Here is a 14,030-nt window from a genome sequence, read left to right as displayed (position 1 = left end):
TCTGCCGACACCCACGCTTTCCAAGTATCAGAATAGTTCTCTAAGAAGTGGTACATCGCTTCTTCAGCATCGGCTTGGTTATCTTCCATCCAAGCGAGTAACTCGCTCATCTGATTGTTAGTAAAGCCGCGGTTTTCGAAGTATTGATAGGCAATAGGCTCGTTCTTAGCAAAACTCTCCGTTGTTAAAGTATAGACGGGTGCGGATGGATACATGGTTACTTTGGGGGTTTCGCACTCAGGTTGAGTTGTACAGTTTCTAAACTCTTCGATATCTGTACCGCTGCCAAAATCAACCTTAACCATATTGTATTTTCCTAGCACAGGAGTAGGGGACCAATAGTAACCAAACCAAGGCTTTTTGCGTTCATAGGCTTTAGCTATCGTGCTTGCTAAAGCAGCCCCTGAACCAGGGTCTATCATTTCGAACTTATGTTGTTCTAATTCTAGCGCCTCAAACAAGTGACCCGCGGTAATTTGGCATGTCCAGCCCGCGGGGCAGCCGTAAAAGGCATACAGTTCGTCATTTTCCGGATGCTCAAACATGTTTGCATACTTTTTTACACCTTCGATGGTTTTGAGTTCTGGGTATTGTTGTACAAGGTAATCAGGAACCCAAAACCCCTCTTCACCTCCATCAACCAGTGATGTGCCCGCTAATCGTAAGCGTCCATCAGCGACTCCTTTCTCTAGCGCTTGTTTGATACCGTTGGTCCACATCTCAGGTGCCACATCGGGTTGACCTTTCTCGATCATAGAAGTGCCGGTCGGTACGGTATCTCCGGGAATTAGTTCAGCTTCACATCCGTAGCCTTTATTTAATATGAACTGGTCAATATTGGCGATTAGACTGGCAGAGTTCCAGTTCATATCAGCAATAGCAAATTCACCACATTCATCGGCGTAGGTATGAAAAGAAAGAGAAGAAAGGACTGCGAATGAAAGTACGGATACCTTATACATCATGGGGGAATTCCTTTTAAGTATTCCAATTGTGTAGGCAAAACGGTGCGTTTTTGAGAGTTAACCAACAGAGTCTTGCATAAAGATGATAGTCTAGAATATTCCAGAACTTCGGTCATTATAGGTCAGCACATTCAAATCGAAGCTCACTACGCCAAATCTTGGTAACAAAACAAGTTGTGTTAAATACATAACACAATTTAGGTCTAAATTGGCGTTAGCACCTAAAAAGTGTAATATTAAGCCTAAATTATGTTTGGGATAAACTTTCATGAGCGACGATCAATACTATTACCCTGTAGTCAGTGACAACCTGCCTAAGCACATTAAAAAAGGTCATCAGCTTGTCTTTTCTCGCCAGGATTTATCCGCGCGAGAAGCCGACATGTTTGCCCTCATGGTCGCGCACATGAAAGCCGCAGATTGGGATACTAGCACACCCCATTATGAGTTCACCTCACACCAGCTATCAGAGTGGCTAGGGGTTGAGCCAAAGCACGTTGGTAGTAACCTCAGTCCTGTCGCCAATCGACTCGCGAGCCGAAAAATAGGCATCAAAATAGAGTCCAGAAAAGGGGATACGGAGTTCGATTACCGCCCTCTATTCAAGCACATCGCATACAAAAACGGGGTCCTCACTATGGTTCCCAATGACATGCTTAAATCAGAATATATCGAGTACAACCAAGGCTTTGCGCTGATCAACACTCGCAACTTTTTTGATGTTAAGAAGGAATACTCCAAGCGTCTTTATGAACTCCTAAGCCGATTTAAAGACAAGGGCTTCGAGATGCACACTCAGAAACTGAGCGAGTTAAAAGGAGTGTTCGGCTTACTCGATGAGGCGGGTAAGTTAAAGAAAGACAAAAGCTCGTTTAAGAACAACAGCGTCTTCATGAAGCGCTGCATACGCGAAAGCATCAAAGAGCTGTCAGAACACCCTCAAATCAGTAAAGAGCTCCTGTTCTTAGAAAGTGAGCAAGGTGATAAAGGTTTTGAGGTCGTTAAGAAAGGACGCACAATTACCGGCATCAAGTTCCTGTTTCGATGGTTAAAACTTGGCACAATCGATGAGCTCAACCGCCACGACGCACTGAAAACAATCAAAGAGTTAGAATTGAAGCGCCTGCAAAATAGTGTTCGCCTCTCAGAAGCTGAGCTTGAAGCTTTGGCTATTGCTTACCGCTATGTTGGACGTGAAGAGCATGCCCTTAAAGTAGAGGAGAGTTTATCGCGCCGTCATCTCTCTCAATCCCAAGAGGAACTGGACAGCGAAGAAGACGAACTGGAATCACTGATAGAGAAGATAGACACCTTATCGGGCCTAAGTGACAACCCTGACTATTAATAGATGACACATTTTAGGTATCCAGCTCTCATAACCCTCATCTTTTAGGGGCGTGACTGTGATATGTGACACAAAAAAGGTGCACAAAGCATTTTTCGACCTAAAAGCTGTCAGACAAACGAGTAGATTCGTGACCAAGCTATTTTAGATGATTGATTACACCTAAATAGTGTAACGTAAATAGGTTTAACACCTAAAAAGTGTCACACCAATACCTACAATAGGATCCCAAACACCTAAATAGTGTCATCAAAAGACCTAGAAAGTGATCAATAACACCTAAAATAGGATCCTAAACACCTAAATAGTGTTATATAAGAGCCTAAAATAGGATCACAAAACTCAATTTATCTTTTAAAAATCAAACAGTTATCATTGCTATAGATCTTATAGATTTATAGTTTAAATAGATTAGTATACTTAAATATAGATCCTTATAGTGGCTGTGGATAACTGGAAAATCAAAGATTTACACAGTTTCCCACAACCACCATCAAATCTTCTTTTTCTGTTTCTCTTTTCAAACATCGCATTTTAGGTCTTTCAAGACACAATCTAGGTTCAGCGCGTTACGGTAGCTTGCCTACGTTCTGTGAAGATCACTTAAACAATATCATCTTCAGTCCTTCTTTGGGCCATTACACCACGGCCTTCGCTTCTTCGACCAATACAGACCTAAGAAAGATGACTTTAGAAGCTCTCTCGTTACCCAAAGGTGCTGTGGCAGATATTGTGGAGTACGCTCGAAAAAAGGTGAGCGAAACCTCTTAAATTACCCATAACTTAAATTCCCCTGAAAGCCTTGTATATCAAGGGGGCTGGGTGATATTTGGTTAAATTAAAGGGCCCTTTATCCCCCAAAAAAATCAGCATGTTTTACGCTTTGGAAATTTGAATTAACTGATAGATTAGAAGAGTTACGGGATAAAAAAAGCCCGACCGACTTTGGCGATGAGCCTTCATGTAGTAAGCAAGTCCAACTGAAAAAAGAGAGGTGTAACTATGTTCAATAAAATGACAAAGAATGTGCTTGGGGTGACGGTTTTTTTTGCTCTCCTATATCTAACAGGTTTTGTAGAACTTTGGGATAGCGCGGTATACGCACTGATTGATTACTACGACGCATTGTAATGGCTCGCTTGTTCAACATCTGGTGCAGTACAAGTGCAACAGGCGAGTGCGAGCTTCCCGAATTTGTGTCCGAGGTTTCCTAAGACGATGATACGCCAGAACAGCTTAGCAAGCATAACGCAAGAGTGAGTTGTTCTTGATTTGTATAGGTATTCTCCTTAAAACTGACAATTTTACGGATGCGACAACGATCGACATCGACTCCCTTACCGGCGCGGGGTCCTACTTGGACACAGGCGATCGCTCGAATGTACTTGAAGTGAACATTGAGCGTGCAGAGAACTTCGATGCAGACGAATTGCGCCGTGATGCCTACGAGGAAGGCTGGAACAAGCTTCAGTAGGCAGTTTGGAAATTTAAAATGCTCTGTAGAATTGTAAAGAGCAAGGACACAACAAAGAGACGAAAGATGAAAACAATCAAAAAACTATTCGCAGTGGCAACGGGTGTTGCGCTTTTAAATGGATGTGTGGTGACGGGAGTACCAGAGCCTACGGAGTTTACCAACGAACACTCATATGCGTTTAACGTGGCGAACCAAACTCAGCTGACCAAAAACAACAGCCCGCTTCGCGATTTCACGCGAGAGGAAGTTGAGGAATCAAAGAACATTCTAGAGCGCCGCACAGAGGGGGCCAATGCATCAAAAATTCTGGGCATGGCCAGTGTGTTAACTGGAAATTTAACGGGGATTTTCCATGTTGCTGGCGGGGTTGTGTCAGACACTGCGCTTTCTGGCCACTTGTCGCAACGAAGAAGATGGATTGTTGCGGTTGATGCGGCTGACTTTGCAAGCGAGAAAGAGGCGCAAATCTACATCGGTACGACCATTGACTCAGCCATACGTAGCCTTCTTGGCCAACACGGTGAGGTGAGACTAGAGTCTGTGAGTAAAAATGGTTATGTCGCTTATGAAGTCTTGGTTGAGGGTGAGTACTTGAGAGTTGCAGGAGGGGTAATGCCAGCCTTGATTCGCGGTGAAGAAAGCGCGATTAAAGAAGGGAAAACGAATCTGATTGACGCCGAGTCTGCCTATCTGTATGGGTTTGATGATCTTTATTATGGCATAGCCGAAATCGAACCAGCCCAACTGACTTTAAAGGGCTTGGATGTGGACCGAGACGAATTTCTCAAGAAGTTAACTAGCCTGTTGCCACAAGGGTTCTTTTACTACTCACCTTCGTATCCAGAGTTCTACGCTGAGGGCAAAAAGTACGTAGCGCATAAGGTAGTCGTACCGGCGATCTATACGCAAGGTGAAAAATACGAGTTCATCAAACCGGAATAACGTTAGTTTGAGAGGTTGGCTTGGTCAGCCTCTCTTTGGAGATAGCGATGAGAATTTTGATTCTATTTGTTGCAGCTATGCTTTCTTCGGTGTCGGTTCAAGCGCAAGTTTCCGTGATTTCTGACAACCAAGAGGCGATCACGCTCTCTGTCACTGAGCGTTATGTGCTCGGTGATAACGATACATTAAGCAGTGCTAAGGCAATTGCTTTAGAGCAAGCCAAGCGCTCGGCCAGCGACTATGCAGGGTCCTATGTAGAGTCCACGCTGGTTGTAGACGGCAACAATATCACCAAGCAACAAGTTCGCGTTCTTTCGGCGGGTTTCTTGGAGGTATTGGAAACCAAGAATAGCCGCTCTGTAGATTCCAACGGCAGTGTCGTCCTAGATACCAACGCAACAATCAGGCTATCAAAGCAATCTATCAAAGACGGCTTGGCCAAGCTTAAAACCGATCCAGAACGTAAAGCAAAGATTGAGCGTTTGGAGCAAGAAAACGCACGCCTGAACGCGCAACTGTACGAGTTGACAAACAAAATTAACACCGGCTCTCGCGATGAGTTAATTGAGGCCAGAAACAACGTATTGTCCAAATTGGACACCAACCGTGAGGCGACCAAGAAAGTCTTTGAAGTTGGCACTCTGTTTCAGCTTGCCAGTCTTGGGGCACAAGAAGGCGAGCTAGCCAAAGAGACGGTTCAACGGGATTTGTTCGACTATTTCAAGCATCAAACCAAACTCACGCTGGGTAATCCAGAGTTCAGAAAGAACACCAACGGCACGTTCGATGTGTTGGTGCCGGTCAATTGGGAGTTGGACAAAAAGCCTTTGATGGAAGCGCTTGAGCCTTTGTTCCGCTTGAGTACTTCCACCCACAACCGGCCTTGGTATTCCTTTTCGATAAACAAATACGACAATAGAGGAGACAAGGTTAAGCGCCCGTTTACCGAAGACCTACAAGAATATATCAGAGAGCATGTTATCGCGATTGAAGTGAAAGCAGGAGATAAGGCTGGCTATCTTCCCATCGGTGTGCTCGGCGACATTTTTAGCCGTGACTATTTCGTGATGCACTACAAGAGCGAGCCCAACGGAAACAAATTGATTAGCGAAAAATATCGCAATCCAATCGTGATAAAAGGCGTTTCAGAGAAGACGCTGAAATCAATCACGGCGATTGAATCAAGAGTGGTCGTGCGTCCAGCAACCGAACTGGCCAAGTGGAAATATGAATAGATTTGTTTTGGTTGGCTTGGTGTGTCTTGCGTCTTTTGGGACGCAAGCTGAGCCTATAGAGGCGAGCGGCTGCGTACCGGCGACCGGCAATGTGCGAATTGATGACTTAACCGCTAGAGCAAAGGCAAAAGGGCAGTTGTCCCTAGAGCTGGGTAGCACAGTGAGCGCCGAGACGACATATAGCTCTCAGACAAAAGAAAGCAGTCAAGGCGTTACGCAAGTGGACGACATCAGGGAAACCGTGACGCTCAGCGGCTCGCACACGATTGGCCGCGTTAACACGGTGCGCAGTGGATATGAAACCGTTGGGACCGACAAACTCTATTGCGTGTATATAAAAATGGAGCAATGACAAAGATGAACAACATTGAAATTGTTCGATTGAAACGCCTTATCGAAGGTATTCAAAAGCAACATTCCTGCTTATTGTCAGCCGAGTATTTGTGCCAGGAAGTCCAATGCTGCGACCAATTTCTGAGAAAGCATCCTGAACATTTGGGCGGCTATCCGAGCCAGCTAGCGAATAGCGCTCGATTGCTTCTTCTGTGCAGCAAAAACACAGTAGCCGCACATAGCGAGTTGCCCTTGTTTAACGGGCACTCGGAAAACGAGCTGCTGAGCGGGAAGGGCGTAGATGCCTTAACAAAGCACATCTACGAAAGCTATAGGAAGTATAAACGCACGGTAGGGAAGGAAGTGAAAGAAGTCGTACTTCCCAAAGTAGAGAATCAAAGAAAAGCCTACGCATAGGAGAGAACACATGAAGAAAACATTGATTGCGCTGGTTTTGGCCAGCTCTGCATTGGCCGGCTGTTCGAGCACGCCGACTCGCACCGAGATTGTCCAAGACGAACTTAATGCTCAGTCGTTGCAACAAAAGTCTGAGCAAGAGAAAGCGGAGAACATTTTGGATTCCGTACCCGCTTGGGCACTAGAGCCGCCCAAACCCGACAGTACGGGCGTTTACGGGGTTGGCATTGGTGAAAGCAAAAAGCTTCAGTTGGCGATGCAAAAAGCCAGCTTATCTGCGCAATACGAGCTGGCCAAATCCGTTGGCCAAGAGCTCAGCGGTAACGAGCAAAGCTATATCAAAGACACCAACTACGGGACCACTGAGCAGTTTACAAAGCTTGTCGATTCTCTGGTTGCTGAAGTGCCAATGCAAGGCTTTGAGACAATCGAGCAAGAGGTAGTCGTCCTAAATGGCCAGTTCACGGCTTACAAGCTCATGAAGTTGCCATATGACCAGCTCAATAAGGCGCTAGAGTCAAAAGAGAACATCCAAGGTCAAGAGCAAGACATCAAAGAGGCGTTCGATAGCCTTCAGGCGCGAATTGCCCAAAAGACGAATCAATAACTCAAACAGGGAGTCGGAAAATGGATGTGTTCGGCATAATCAACGATAATGCGGCGTTACTTATCGCACTTGTTATTGCTAGCTCCGTAGTCGTCATGTTTCTTTCGTTGGCTTGGGAGAAGCTTTTTGGCGGTTACGAACCAAGAGTCTATCTGTAAACATAGGCCGAGCACAACTTCTATCGTCAACTCATTAACCGGCTACCAAGGGGGTATGTCGTAAATGGGAAAGTGCGTTTAGAGCGTAAAACATGATTTTACGTGGTGAAGAAAGTGCCATCCAAGTCAGCGGAAGATGTCACCAAAGGAACCATAGAGCTACTCATGCCTTACAAGGAGTATGTCCATACCATCACGGCAGATAACGGGAGAGAGTTTGCAGGCCATGAAACCATCGCAAAGGCATGTGTACTTTGCCCACCCTTATAGTTCTTGGGAGCGTCGTGTCAATGAGAATGCTAACGGTCTTTTAAGGCAATATGTGAAGAAAGGAACCGACCAAACAACGGTAACAGACAGCGATATTGAATTCGCTTTATCGCGGATAAATTATCGTCCAAGAAAGTGCTTAGACCTCAAGTAGCCAGCGATTGTCTTTAAAGAAATGGCACTGGCTGCTTGATATTGGCGAATGTCGCATTTCGCTGTTGAATTCGGGGGAGGGGGTAAGAAAGTCACGAACAAAACATCCAACCGAAATGGGCATCATCTATAATTGGTCTACTAGTTGCGAATAAAAGGAGCGTTGGGGTATGTTTCCTAATTCGAGGATTGAAAAGTACTATCAGCAATTCGATGAACTTCTAAACTTTTCGGGAGTATCTTGGTGGATTATCGACCTAGAAGATGATCCAGATACTTTTTATTGTAACCGTACTATGTGTGATATGTTCTATCTTAATCCTGATTTAACCGCCCATTCGGTAAGTAACACCTGTCCCATCGCAGGTGACTACAATAAGCATATCGCTATAAAGAGTACGGCCAAGGCACAAAAAGTCTTCGATGACTATCGAGGGCTTAAAGACAATACCATTAACGAATATCAAAATCGTTTTCCATACTATAACGAGGAGCTGGATCAGGTTCTTTACTTTACGAGTCGGGCTAAAGCATTAGCTCGAAACGATGAAGGTAAGGCAACACTCTTGTTTGGCATTATTGAACCTGAAACAGTCAGTGAAACACTCTATAAGCAGGCTTTGCGTGATGGGCTAACCGGGCTCAGGAATCGCAGGGAATTTGATAATAAGTTGCAGTTTATAATCAACCTTGCTAAAAGAGAGCGGCGTTTAATCTCATTGATCCTTTGCGATGTTGACCATTTTAAGCATTATAACGATAGCCTTGGGCATTATGCTGGTGATGAATGCCTGAAAAAAATTGCCCGTTCACTCGAAAAAGCCAGTTACCGAGAAACGGATATTGTTTGTCGCTACGGGGGGGAGGAGTTTGCGATTATCATATATGGAGAAGACCAGAGTGTATCAGCTTTGGCGGAGCGTATACGCATTGGTGTTTCTGATCTAGCCATTCCCCATCCGTCGCCTGATATCGATATAGTAACTATTAGTGCAGGATTCATATCATTGATCCCAGACGAAAGCATTACCCCGAAAGCTTTGATTGAAAAAGCAGATTACGGACTTTATCTGGCAAAAAATAACGGAAGAAATCAAACTATTGATGGCGAATGCTCGACCCTGAACACGAGAGTGTCCTGAATTCTGTGTAACTGTCTAAACTTAAGCCTTAAAGGCTAAGGATGGACAATATGGATAAGAAAGCACTTGAAGCTTTTGCTCGTGAAGCAGCAAAGTCAATTAAGACTGAATCTGATCTTGATGACTTCCGAAAAATGTTAACCAAGGTGACCGTTGAAACGGCGTTAAACGCTGAACTCGATGAGCACCTTGGATATCAAAAACACCAACCCAGAACCAGCTCCAACTCCCGCAATGGCTACTCGGGTAAATCAATCATCACCGATGATGGAGAGGTCGATATCGACGTCCCTCGCGACCGTGAAGCCAGCTTTGAACCTCAACTCGTCCGCAAGCACCAAACTCGATTCCAATCCATGGACGACAAGATATTAAGCCTATATGCGAAAGGCATGACCACACGTGAAATCGTCGCAACGTTCAAGGAAATGTATGATGCAGACGTCTCACCAACGCTGATATCAAAGGTGACCGACTCAGTGCTTGAACAAGTGATTGAATGGCAGTCGCGACCTCTCGATGAAATCTATCCCATTGTTTATCTCGATTGCATCGTGGTTAAGGTGCGTCAAGACAAGCAAGTCATCAATAAAGCGGTCTATCTTGCGTTAGGCGTGAACATGGAAGGCCAAAAAGAGCTGCTCGGTATGTGGCTCTCTGAAACGGAAGGTGCCAAATTCTGGCTTAATGTGCTGACTGAGCTTCAAAACCGTGGGATGAAAGACATCCTTATCGCTTGCGTTGACGGACTAAAAGGTTTTCCTGACGCCATCAACACTGCGTTCCTAGAGACGCAAATACAGCTCTGTATCGTCCACATGGTGCGAAACTTGGTCAAATACGTCCCTTGGAAAGACTACAAAGCGGTGACGGCTGACCTGAAGAAAATCTACCAATCAGCCACAGAAGATGAGGCACTGCTCGCTTTAGTGCAGTTCTCTGAACGATGGGATAGTAAGTATCCTCAAATCAGTCGCTCTTGGACGGCGCATTGGGACAACCTCAACACCCTGTTTAATTACCCAGAGGATATTCGCCGAGCCATTTACACGACTAACGCCATTGAATCACTCAACAACGTTATTAGAAAGGCGATCAAGAAACGCAAGCTCTTCCCAACGGATGAATCAGCTAGAAAGGTGATATACTTGGCTATCCGAGATGCTTCTAAGAAGTGGACCATGCCGATTAGAAACTGGCGACAAGCTCTAAACCGCTTTATGATTATGTTCGAAGACCGACTCACTGAATACATGTAACCTCGACAGTTACACAGAATTATTTACAGGGTCCATTAAGAATTGCACTGTCAGCTTTAAGTCTGGTCTATGTTTACCGCTGGCGCTTTTGGAATGTTGAGCGAAGTTACTATTCCCACTTTCTTTTCCGCTTGGTTCGGTATGCTTGTCTATCTGATCTGCCAGTTAGTGACTACTCACCGCCTTATCAGGCGATGCTTCTTATTTCGTTAGCCGTTGCTCGATAGTACCGAGACTTACGCAGCTTCCATAAGCAGAGACGACTGTCCAGCCGCCTTTAATTCCAGAATGCCTTTATCGCGGATATTACGTGCGGCATTTAAGTCGCGATCTATATCAGTTGTTCCACAAGAGGGGCAGTCCCACTTGCGAACCGATAAATCCATTTCTTTCATCTTATGACCGCAACAATGACAAGTTTTAGAGCTGGCGTACCATTGGTCGAGCTTCACAAGGTGCTTGCCTTCTTGCTTTAGCTTGTATTCCAGCTTAACAACAAAGCTAGACCATGACGCATCACCTATGTGCTTTGCTAGCTTACGGTTTTTCATCATATTGGCTGATTTTAACGTCTCGACAATCACAGCGTGGTTTTTGTCTACGAGAGTTCGAGAGAGTTTGTGTTGAAAGTCAGCGCGTGCGTTAGCTACCTTTTCATGGCACTTGGCAACCAACAGGCGAGCCTTAGCTCTGTTTGCGCTGCCTTTTGCCTTTCTCGATAACTGACGTTGCTTACGCCTGAGGTTCTTCTCAGCACGTTTTACAAATCTTGGGTTTGCTGTCTTTTTACCGTTTGACTCGATAGCAAAGTGAGATAAACCTAGATCGATACCTGTCACTTTGCTCACGGTGTGAAGCAAGTTAGGCGCTTCGACTCCATCATCAACTAGGACAGATGCGTAGAATTTGCCTGTTTTACTCAAGCTTACTGTAATGCTCTTTACCTTGCCCACAATCTCACGGTGAATGTTAGCCTCTACAGGCTTCATTTTCGGTAATTTAATTGCGCCATCAAGTACCTTAACACCAGTACAGTGGTAGCTCGACTGCTTGTCATGCCTGCGCTTAAACTGTGGGTATTTGGCTTTTAGTTTTGGATTGAAGAAGTTATCGAAAGCTTGATGAAGGTTGATCACCGACTGTTGCAAAGCGATTGAATCGTATTGCTTCAACCAGTGGTATTTGCGCGATTTCTTCGCAACTGCAAGTAGTGGTTTAATGTCCTTTTTTGGACTCAGTGTAACACCATGCCTGCGGTACATGTGCGATTTTAAGTGTAGAGCTTTGTTATACGCAAAACGCACAGCGCCAAACTGAGCTATTAAAAACTCAGTCTGCTCCTCTGTTGGGTAAATACGTACTTTGGTTGCTCTTAACATTTCAGTGCTCACCTGTATAATGACTGTAAATTAACAGCTTAGATGGTATATGTAAAGTGAGTGTACACAATAAAGAGCTACTTCAAGATTATCTCAGAAAACGCCATAGTGTCAGCAAATTGGTTGTCCACCTTGTGTTTACCACAAAGTACAGGCGCAAGCTGCTTACTGGTGTCATGATTGAGCAATTGAGAGAAGCGTTAGAGTCATCTTGCGAAAAACTTGAGTGTGAATTGATAGAAATGGACGGTGAGGAAGATCATATCCACCTACTAGTTGCCTACCCGCCAAAGTTAGCGATAAGCACGATGGTAAATAACCTCAAGGCCGTATCATCACGAATGTTAAGATTGCAAAATACGCATCTGACAAGACAAAGTAAGAGTTCAGCATTATGGTCACGGTCTTACTTCGCCTGTAGTGCAGGTGGGGCAACAATTGAAACACTTCGAGCTTATGTCGATAGCCAATCAACACCGTCTTAAATTGCTATCGCAATTTCGGCTTATATCACCGCCCTCATCGGGCGATGGTTTACGCCGATTTTGCTAATCCAAGACAAAGAAATTGAGATAGCTAATGAGCAAAGACAAATTGACCGCTACGAGTAGCGGTTGAACATTTGCTTCACGAAACAATTGGGAGAAATACTATGTCTGATTATACCGGTTTATACATCGTGATCGGCATGGCTCTAGGAGCGATTGTTCTAGCTGCACTCGGCGGCTTAGTAACACTCAAGCTACTAGGAAATAAGAATAAAGACAGAGCTGACGATTAATAGAGTATTTTACCTCTCTGCTGCTATCAAATCTAATCCAGAAAACAGTTTTTGTTGTGCTTCTTGAACCAACCTCATGAATAACAGGTCCAATAGACGTCATTGCATTGTCTTCTCGGCAGAAGGTTATTTGTGCAACAAGTTGCTACACAATTAGGAAATTGCCTGCTTCATCGAAGGTCCAACAGGCTGTTGGACAAACTCCAACCCCCAATTTTGCAACAGTCTGTTGCAGAAATCACTATGAAGCACTTCTGCTCCAATCCGGTTCTGATCTCGTCGCTTCGGCAATAGAACTAACTAATGTGCAAAATATGCACATTGCTTATCAAGCAACTATCGAGGATTCCTCGGTAGTTAAACTGTTGCAATTTTTGCCCGAGCAACGAGAAAGCTCAGTGATTGCAGATTCTGCAACAACTCATATCTGCCCCGAAGTTTGTTCCATCCTACGCTATACCTCATTATGCAACCTAACCCGATTCCCAGAGTTTTAAGATAGGGCCAGTATAAAACGGGGGCTTTCAGTATCAATTCAAAGCACAACCAGACAATACCTTGTCCCTCGTGTCAATTTGTATCCACTTTATGTGAGTTTGTTTAGTGATCTAATAGGGCGGTTTTTCTAAGCTAAGTATATTCGGTTAAGAAGGCTAGTTTGATGAAGAAAATTCATTATGACAACATCACGGATTACTGCGCTGCGCTAGGAAAGCCAGCGCCGTTACACCCACTATTTAACATATCTAAGGTTAACTCTTCGGCGGTTAACTGTCTCGGTAATCACTGCAGCGTTACAACAGACTTTTATGCCATTGCGTTAAAGAATGTGGTCTCCGGCAAGCTGCTCTACGGCAAAACGGAATTCGACTTCCAAAATGGCACCATGATTTTCTTCGCACCAAATCAGGTGTTTGCTACCAACGGGATCAAGGTTGATTCAGAAGGGAAGGTGATCATGTTTCATCGGGATTTTGTCCGAGGGCATGAGATAGAAAACTTACTCAACAAAGCTTCTTTTTTCGGGTACGCCGTCAGTGAAGCCTTGCACCTTTCTACCAAAGAAGAAGCGTTAGTCGAAAGTATATTGGAATCTATTGAGCTTGAGTGTCATGGTAACTACGATGAGTTCAGCCGAGATATCATCCTGTCTCAGATCACAACATTACTGAAATATGCAGATAGATTTTACCGCCGCCAGTTCTTATTACGCCAAGAGTCTACTGGCTCTTTATACGATAAGTTTATCGTAGCGTTGGACCAGCTCTTAGCACAAAGTAATAGGGAAGAACTACCTAAGATTCAAGATGTTGCCGATGTTATGAACATGACGAGTCGCTATTTAACCGATGGTCTACGAGCAGAAACGGGCAAATCCGCAAAAGAGTGGATCCTCCTACATCTGATTGACCAAGCAAAGAGCCGTCTGTTGGAGTCGGATGAATCTGTTGCCACTATCGCTTACTCACTCGGTTTTGAGTACCCGCAGTATTTTGCACGCTTATTTAAAAAGAAGGTTGGCGTAACTCCTACTGAGTTTCGCAAGTTCCACTAAATATAAGGATAA

The 14,030-nt window shown here is 44.6% G+C and carries 15 protein-coding genes and 1 pseudogene; 14 read left to right on the top strand and 2 right to left on the bottom strand.

Annotated elements, in window-relative coordinates:
• Nucleotides 1-965, bottom strand: a 965-nt coding sequence (locus AC6R1O_RS00765) for an ABC transporter substrate-binding protein (protein WP_500656331.1), incomplete at its 3' end; no start/stop codon positions are given.
• A gap of 268 nt (nucleotides 966-1,233) precedes the next feature.
• Here AC6R1O_RS00765 and AC6R1O_RS00760 point away from each other — a divergent pair.
• The 11 genes and pseudogenes from AC6R1O_RS00760 to AC6R1O_RS00710 all read left to right on the top strand — a co-directional run bounded on the left by AC6R1O_RS00760 (nucleotide 1,234) and on the right by AC6R1O_RS00710 (nucleotide 10,303).
• The gene (locus AC6R1O_RS00760) at nucleotides 1,234-2,310 is read left to right on the top strand and encodes a replication initiation protein (RefSeq protein ID WP_500630552.1); all 1,077 of its coding nucleotides are present in this window, start codon (nucleotides 1,234-1,236) and stop codon (nucleotides 2,308-2,310) included.
• 1,267 nt (nucleotides 2,311-3,577) lie between these two features.
• Complete coding sequence (locus AC6R1O_RS00755; protein WP_500656330.1) at nucleotides 3,578-3,784, top strand: hypothetical protein; 207 nt, start codon at nucleotides 3,578-3,580, stop codon at nucleotides 3,782-3,784.
• Between the two features lie 66 nt (nucleotides 3,785-3,850).
• Nucleotides 3,851-4,729 carry a hypothetical protein gene (locus tag AC6R1O_RS00750; RefSeq protein ID WP_500656329.1) on the top strand — a complete coding sequence of 293 codons (879 nt, stop codon included), beginning with the start codon at nucleotides 3,851-3,853 and terminating at the stop codon, nucleotides 4,727-4,729.
• 47 nt (nucleotides 4,730-4,776) lie between these two features.
• Complete coding sequence (locus tag AC6R1O_RS00745; protein ID WP_500656328.1) at nucleotides 4,777-5,964, top strand: hypothetical protein; 1,188 nt, start codon at nucleotides 4,777-4,779, stop codon at nucleotides 5,962-5,964.
• Nucleotides 5,957-6,316, top strand: coding sequence for a hypothetical protein (locus AC6R1O_RS00740; protein WP_500656327.1), 360 nt, complete (start codon nucleotides 5,957-5,959; stop codon nucleotides 6,314-6,316). Before AC6R1O_RS00745 ends, AC6R1O_RS00740 begins: the two co-directional genes overlap by 8 nt.
• A 5-nt stretch (nucleotides 6,317-6,321) precedes the next feature.
• The gene (locus AC6R1O_RS00735) at nucleotides 6,322-6,714 is read left to right on the top strand and encodes a hypothetical protein (protein WP_500656326.1); all 393 of its coding nucleotides are present in this window, start codon (nucleotides 6,322-6,324) and stop codon (nucleotides 6,712-6,714) included.
• Between the two features lie 10 nt (nucleotides 6,715-6,724).
• Nucleotides 6,725-7,321, top strand: coding sequence for a hypothetical protein (locus tag AC6R1O_RS00730; RefSeq protein WP_500656325.1), 597 nt, complete (start codon nucleotides 6,725-6,727; stop codon nucleotides 7,319-7,321).
• A gap of 20 nt (nucleotides 7,322-7,341) precedes the next feature.
• On the top strand, nucleotides 7,342-7,479 hold the full coding sequence (locus AC6R1O_RS00725; protein WP_500656324.1) for a hypothetical protein: 138 nt from the start codon (nucleotides 7,342-7,344) through the stop codon (nucleotides 7,477-7,479).
• Nucleotides 7,480-7,557: 78 nt separating this feature from the next.
• Nucleotides 7,558-7,903 (top strand): annotated as a pseudogene (locus AC6R1O_RS00720) (IS30 family transposase); the annotation flags it as partial.
• A gap of 169 nt (nucleotides 7,904-8,072) precedes the next feature.
• Nucleotides 8,073-9,044: a GGDEF domain-containing protein gene (locus AC6R1O_RS00715; RefSeq protein ID WP_500656323.1), complete on the top strand. Its 972-nt coding sequence runs from the start codon at nucleotides 8,073-8,075 to the stop codon at nucleotides 9,042-9,044.
• A 50-nt stretch (nucleotides 9,045-9,094) separates the two neighbouring features.
• On the top strand, nucleotides 9,095-10,303 hold the full coding sequence (locus AC6R1O_RS00710) for an IS256 family transposase (RefSeq protein ID WP_500656322.1): 1,209 nt from the start codon (nucleotides 9,095-9,097) through the stop codon (nucleotides 10,301-10,303).
• Between the two features lie 236 nt (nucleotides 10,304-10,539).
• On the opposite strand, the gene AC6R1O_RS00705 is transcribed toward AC6R1O_RS00710, so the two are convergent.
• On the bottom strand, nucleotides 10,540-11,682 hold the full coding sequence (locus tag AC6R1O_RS00705) for an RNA-guided endonuclease TnpB family protein (protein ID WP_500656321.1): 1,143 nt from the start codon (nucleotides 11,680-11,682) through the stop codon (nucleotides 10,540-10,542).
• A 56-nt stretch (nucleotides 11,683-11,738) separates the two neighbouring features.
• Here AC6R1O_RS00705 and tnpA point away from each other — a divergent pair, with 56 nt between their 5' ends.
• From tnpA to AC6R1O_RS00690, 3 genes are all read left to right on the top strand, one after another.
• On the top strand, nucleotides 11,739-12,167 hold the full coding sequence (tnpA, locus tag AC6R1O_RS00700; RefSeq protein WP_500656320.1) for an IS200/IS605 family transposase: 429 nt from the start codon (nucleotides 11,739-11,741) through the stop codon (nucleotides 12,165-12,167).
• 167 nt (nucleotides 12,168-12,334) lie between these two features.
• Nucleotides 12,335-12,463, top strand: a complete 129-nt coding sequence (locus AC6R1O_RS00695) for a hypothetical protein (RefSeq protein WP_500625926.1) — start codon at nucleotides 12,335-12,337, stop codon at nucleotides 12,461-12,463.
• Between the two features lie 661 nt (nucleotides 12,464-13,124).
• The gene (locus tag AC6R1O_RS00690) at nucleotides 13,125-14,018 is read left to right on the top strand and encodes a helix-turn-helix domain-containing protein (protein WP_500656319.1); all 894 of its coding nucleotides are present in this window, start codon (nucleotides 13,125-13,127) and stop codon (nucleotides 14,016-14,018) included.
• Nucleotides 14,019-14,030 lie beyond the last annotated feature (12 nt).

Source organism: Vibrio sp. R11-SG3-ISO3-SZ, assembly GCF_059834345.1.
This window is presented reverse-complemented; position numbering and strand designations above follow the sequence as displayed.

Coding starts and splice junctions, on each gene's coding strand:
- AC6R1O_RS00760 (WP_500630552.1), top strand. CDS start 1,234: ATGAGCGACGATCAATACTATTACCCTGTAGTCAGTGACAACCTGCCT.
- AC6R1O_RS00750 (WP_500656329.1), top strand. CDS start 3,851: ATGAAAACAATCAAAAAACTATTCGCAGTGGCAACGGGTGTTGCGCTT.
- AC6R1O_RS00745 (WP_500656328.1), top strand. CDS start 4,777: ATGAGAATTTTGATTCTATTTGTTGCAGCTATGCTTTCTTCGGTGTCG.
- AC6R1O_RS00740 (WP_500656327.1), top strand. CDS start 5,957: ATGAATAGATTTGTTTTGGTTGGCTTGGTGTGTCTTGCGTCTTTTGGG.
- AC6R1O_RS00735 (WP_500656326.1), top strand. CDS start 6,322: ATGAACAACATTGAAATTGTTCGATTGAAACGCCTTATCGAAGGTATT.
- AC6R1O_RS00730 (WP_500656325.1), top strand. CDS start 6,725: ATGAAGAAAACATTGATTGCGCTGGTTTTGGCCAGCTCTGCATTGGCC.
- AC6R1O_RS00725 (WP_500656324.1), top strand. CDS start 7,342: ATGGATGTGTTCGGCATAATCAACGATAATGCGGCGTTACTTATCGCA.
- AC6R1O_RS00715 (WP_500656323.1), top strand. CDS start 8,073: ATGTTTCCTAATTCGAGGATTGAAAAGTACTATCAGCAATTCGATGAA.
- AC6R1O_RS00710 (WP_500656322.1), top strand. CDS start 9,095: ATGGATAAGAAAGCACTTGAAGCTTTTGCTCGTGAAGCAGCAAAGTCA.
- AC6R1O_RS00705 (WP_500656321.1), bottom strand. CDS start 11,682: ATGTTAAGAGCAACCAAAGTACGTATTTACCCAACAGAGGAGCAGACT.
- AC6R1O_RS00695 (WP_500625926.1), top strand. CDS start 12,335: ATGTCTGATTATACCGGTTTATACATCGTGATCGGCATGGCTCTAGGA.
- AC6R1O_RS00690 (WP_500656319.1), top strand. CDS start 13,125: ATGAAGAAAATTCATTATGACAACATCACGGATTACTGCGCTGCGCTA.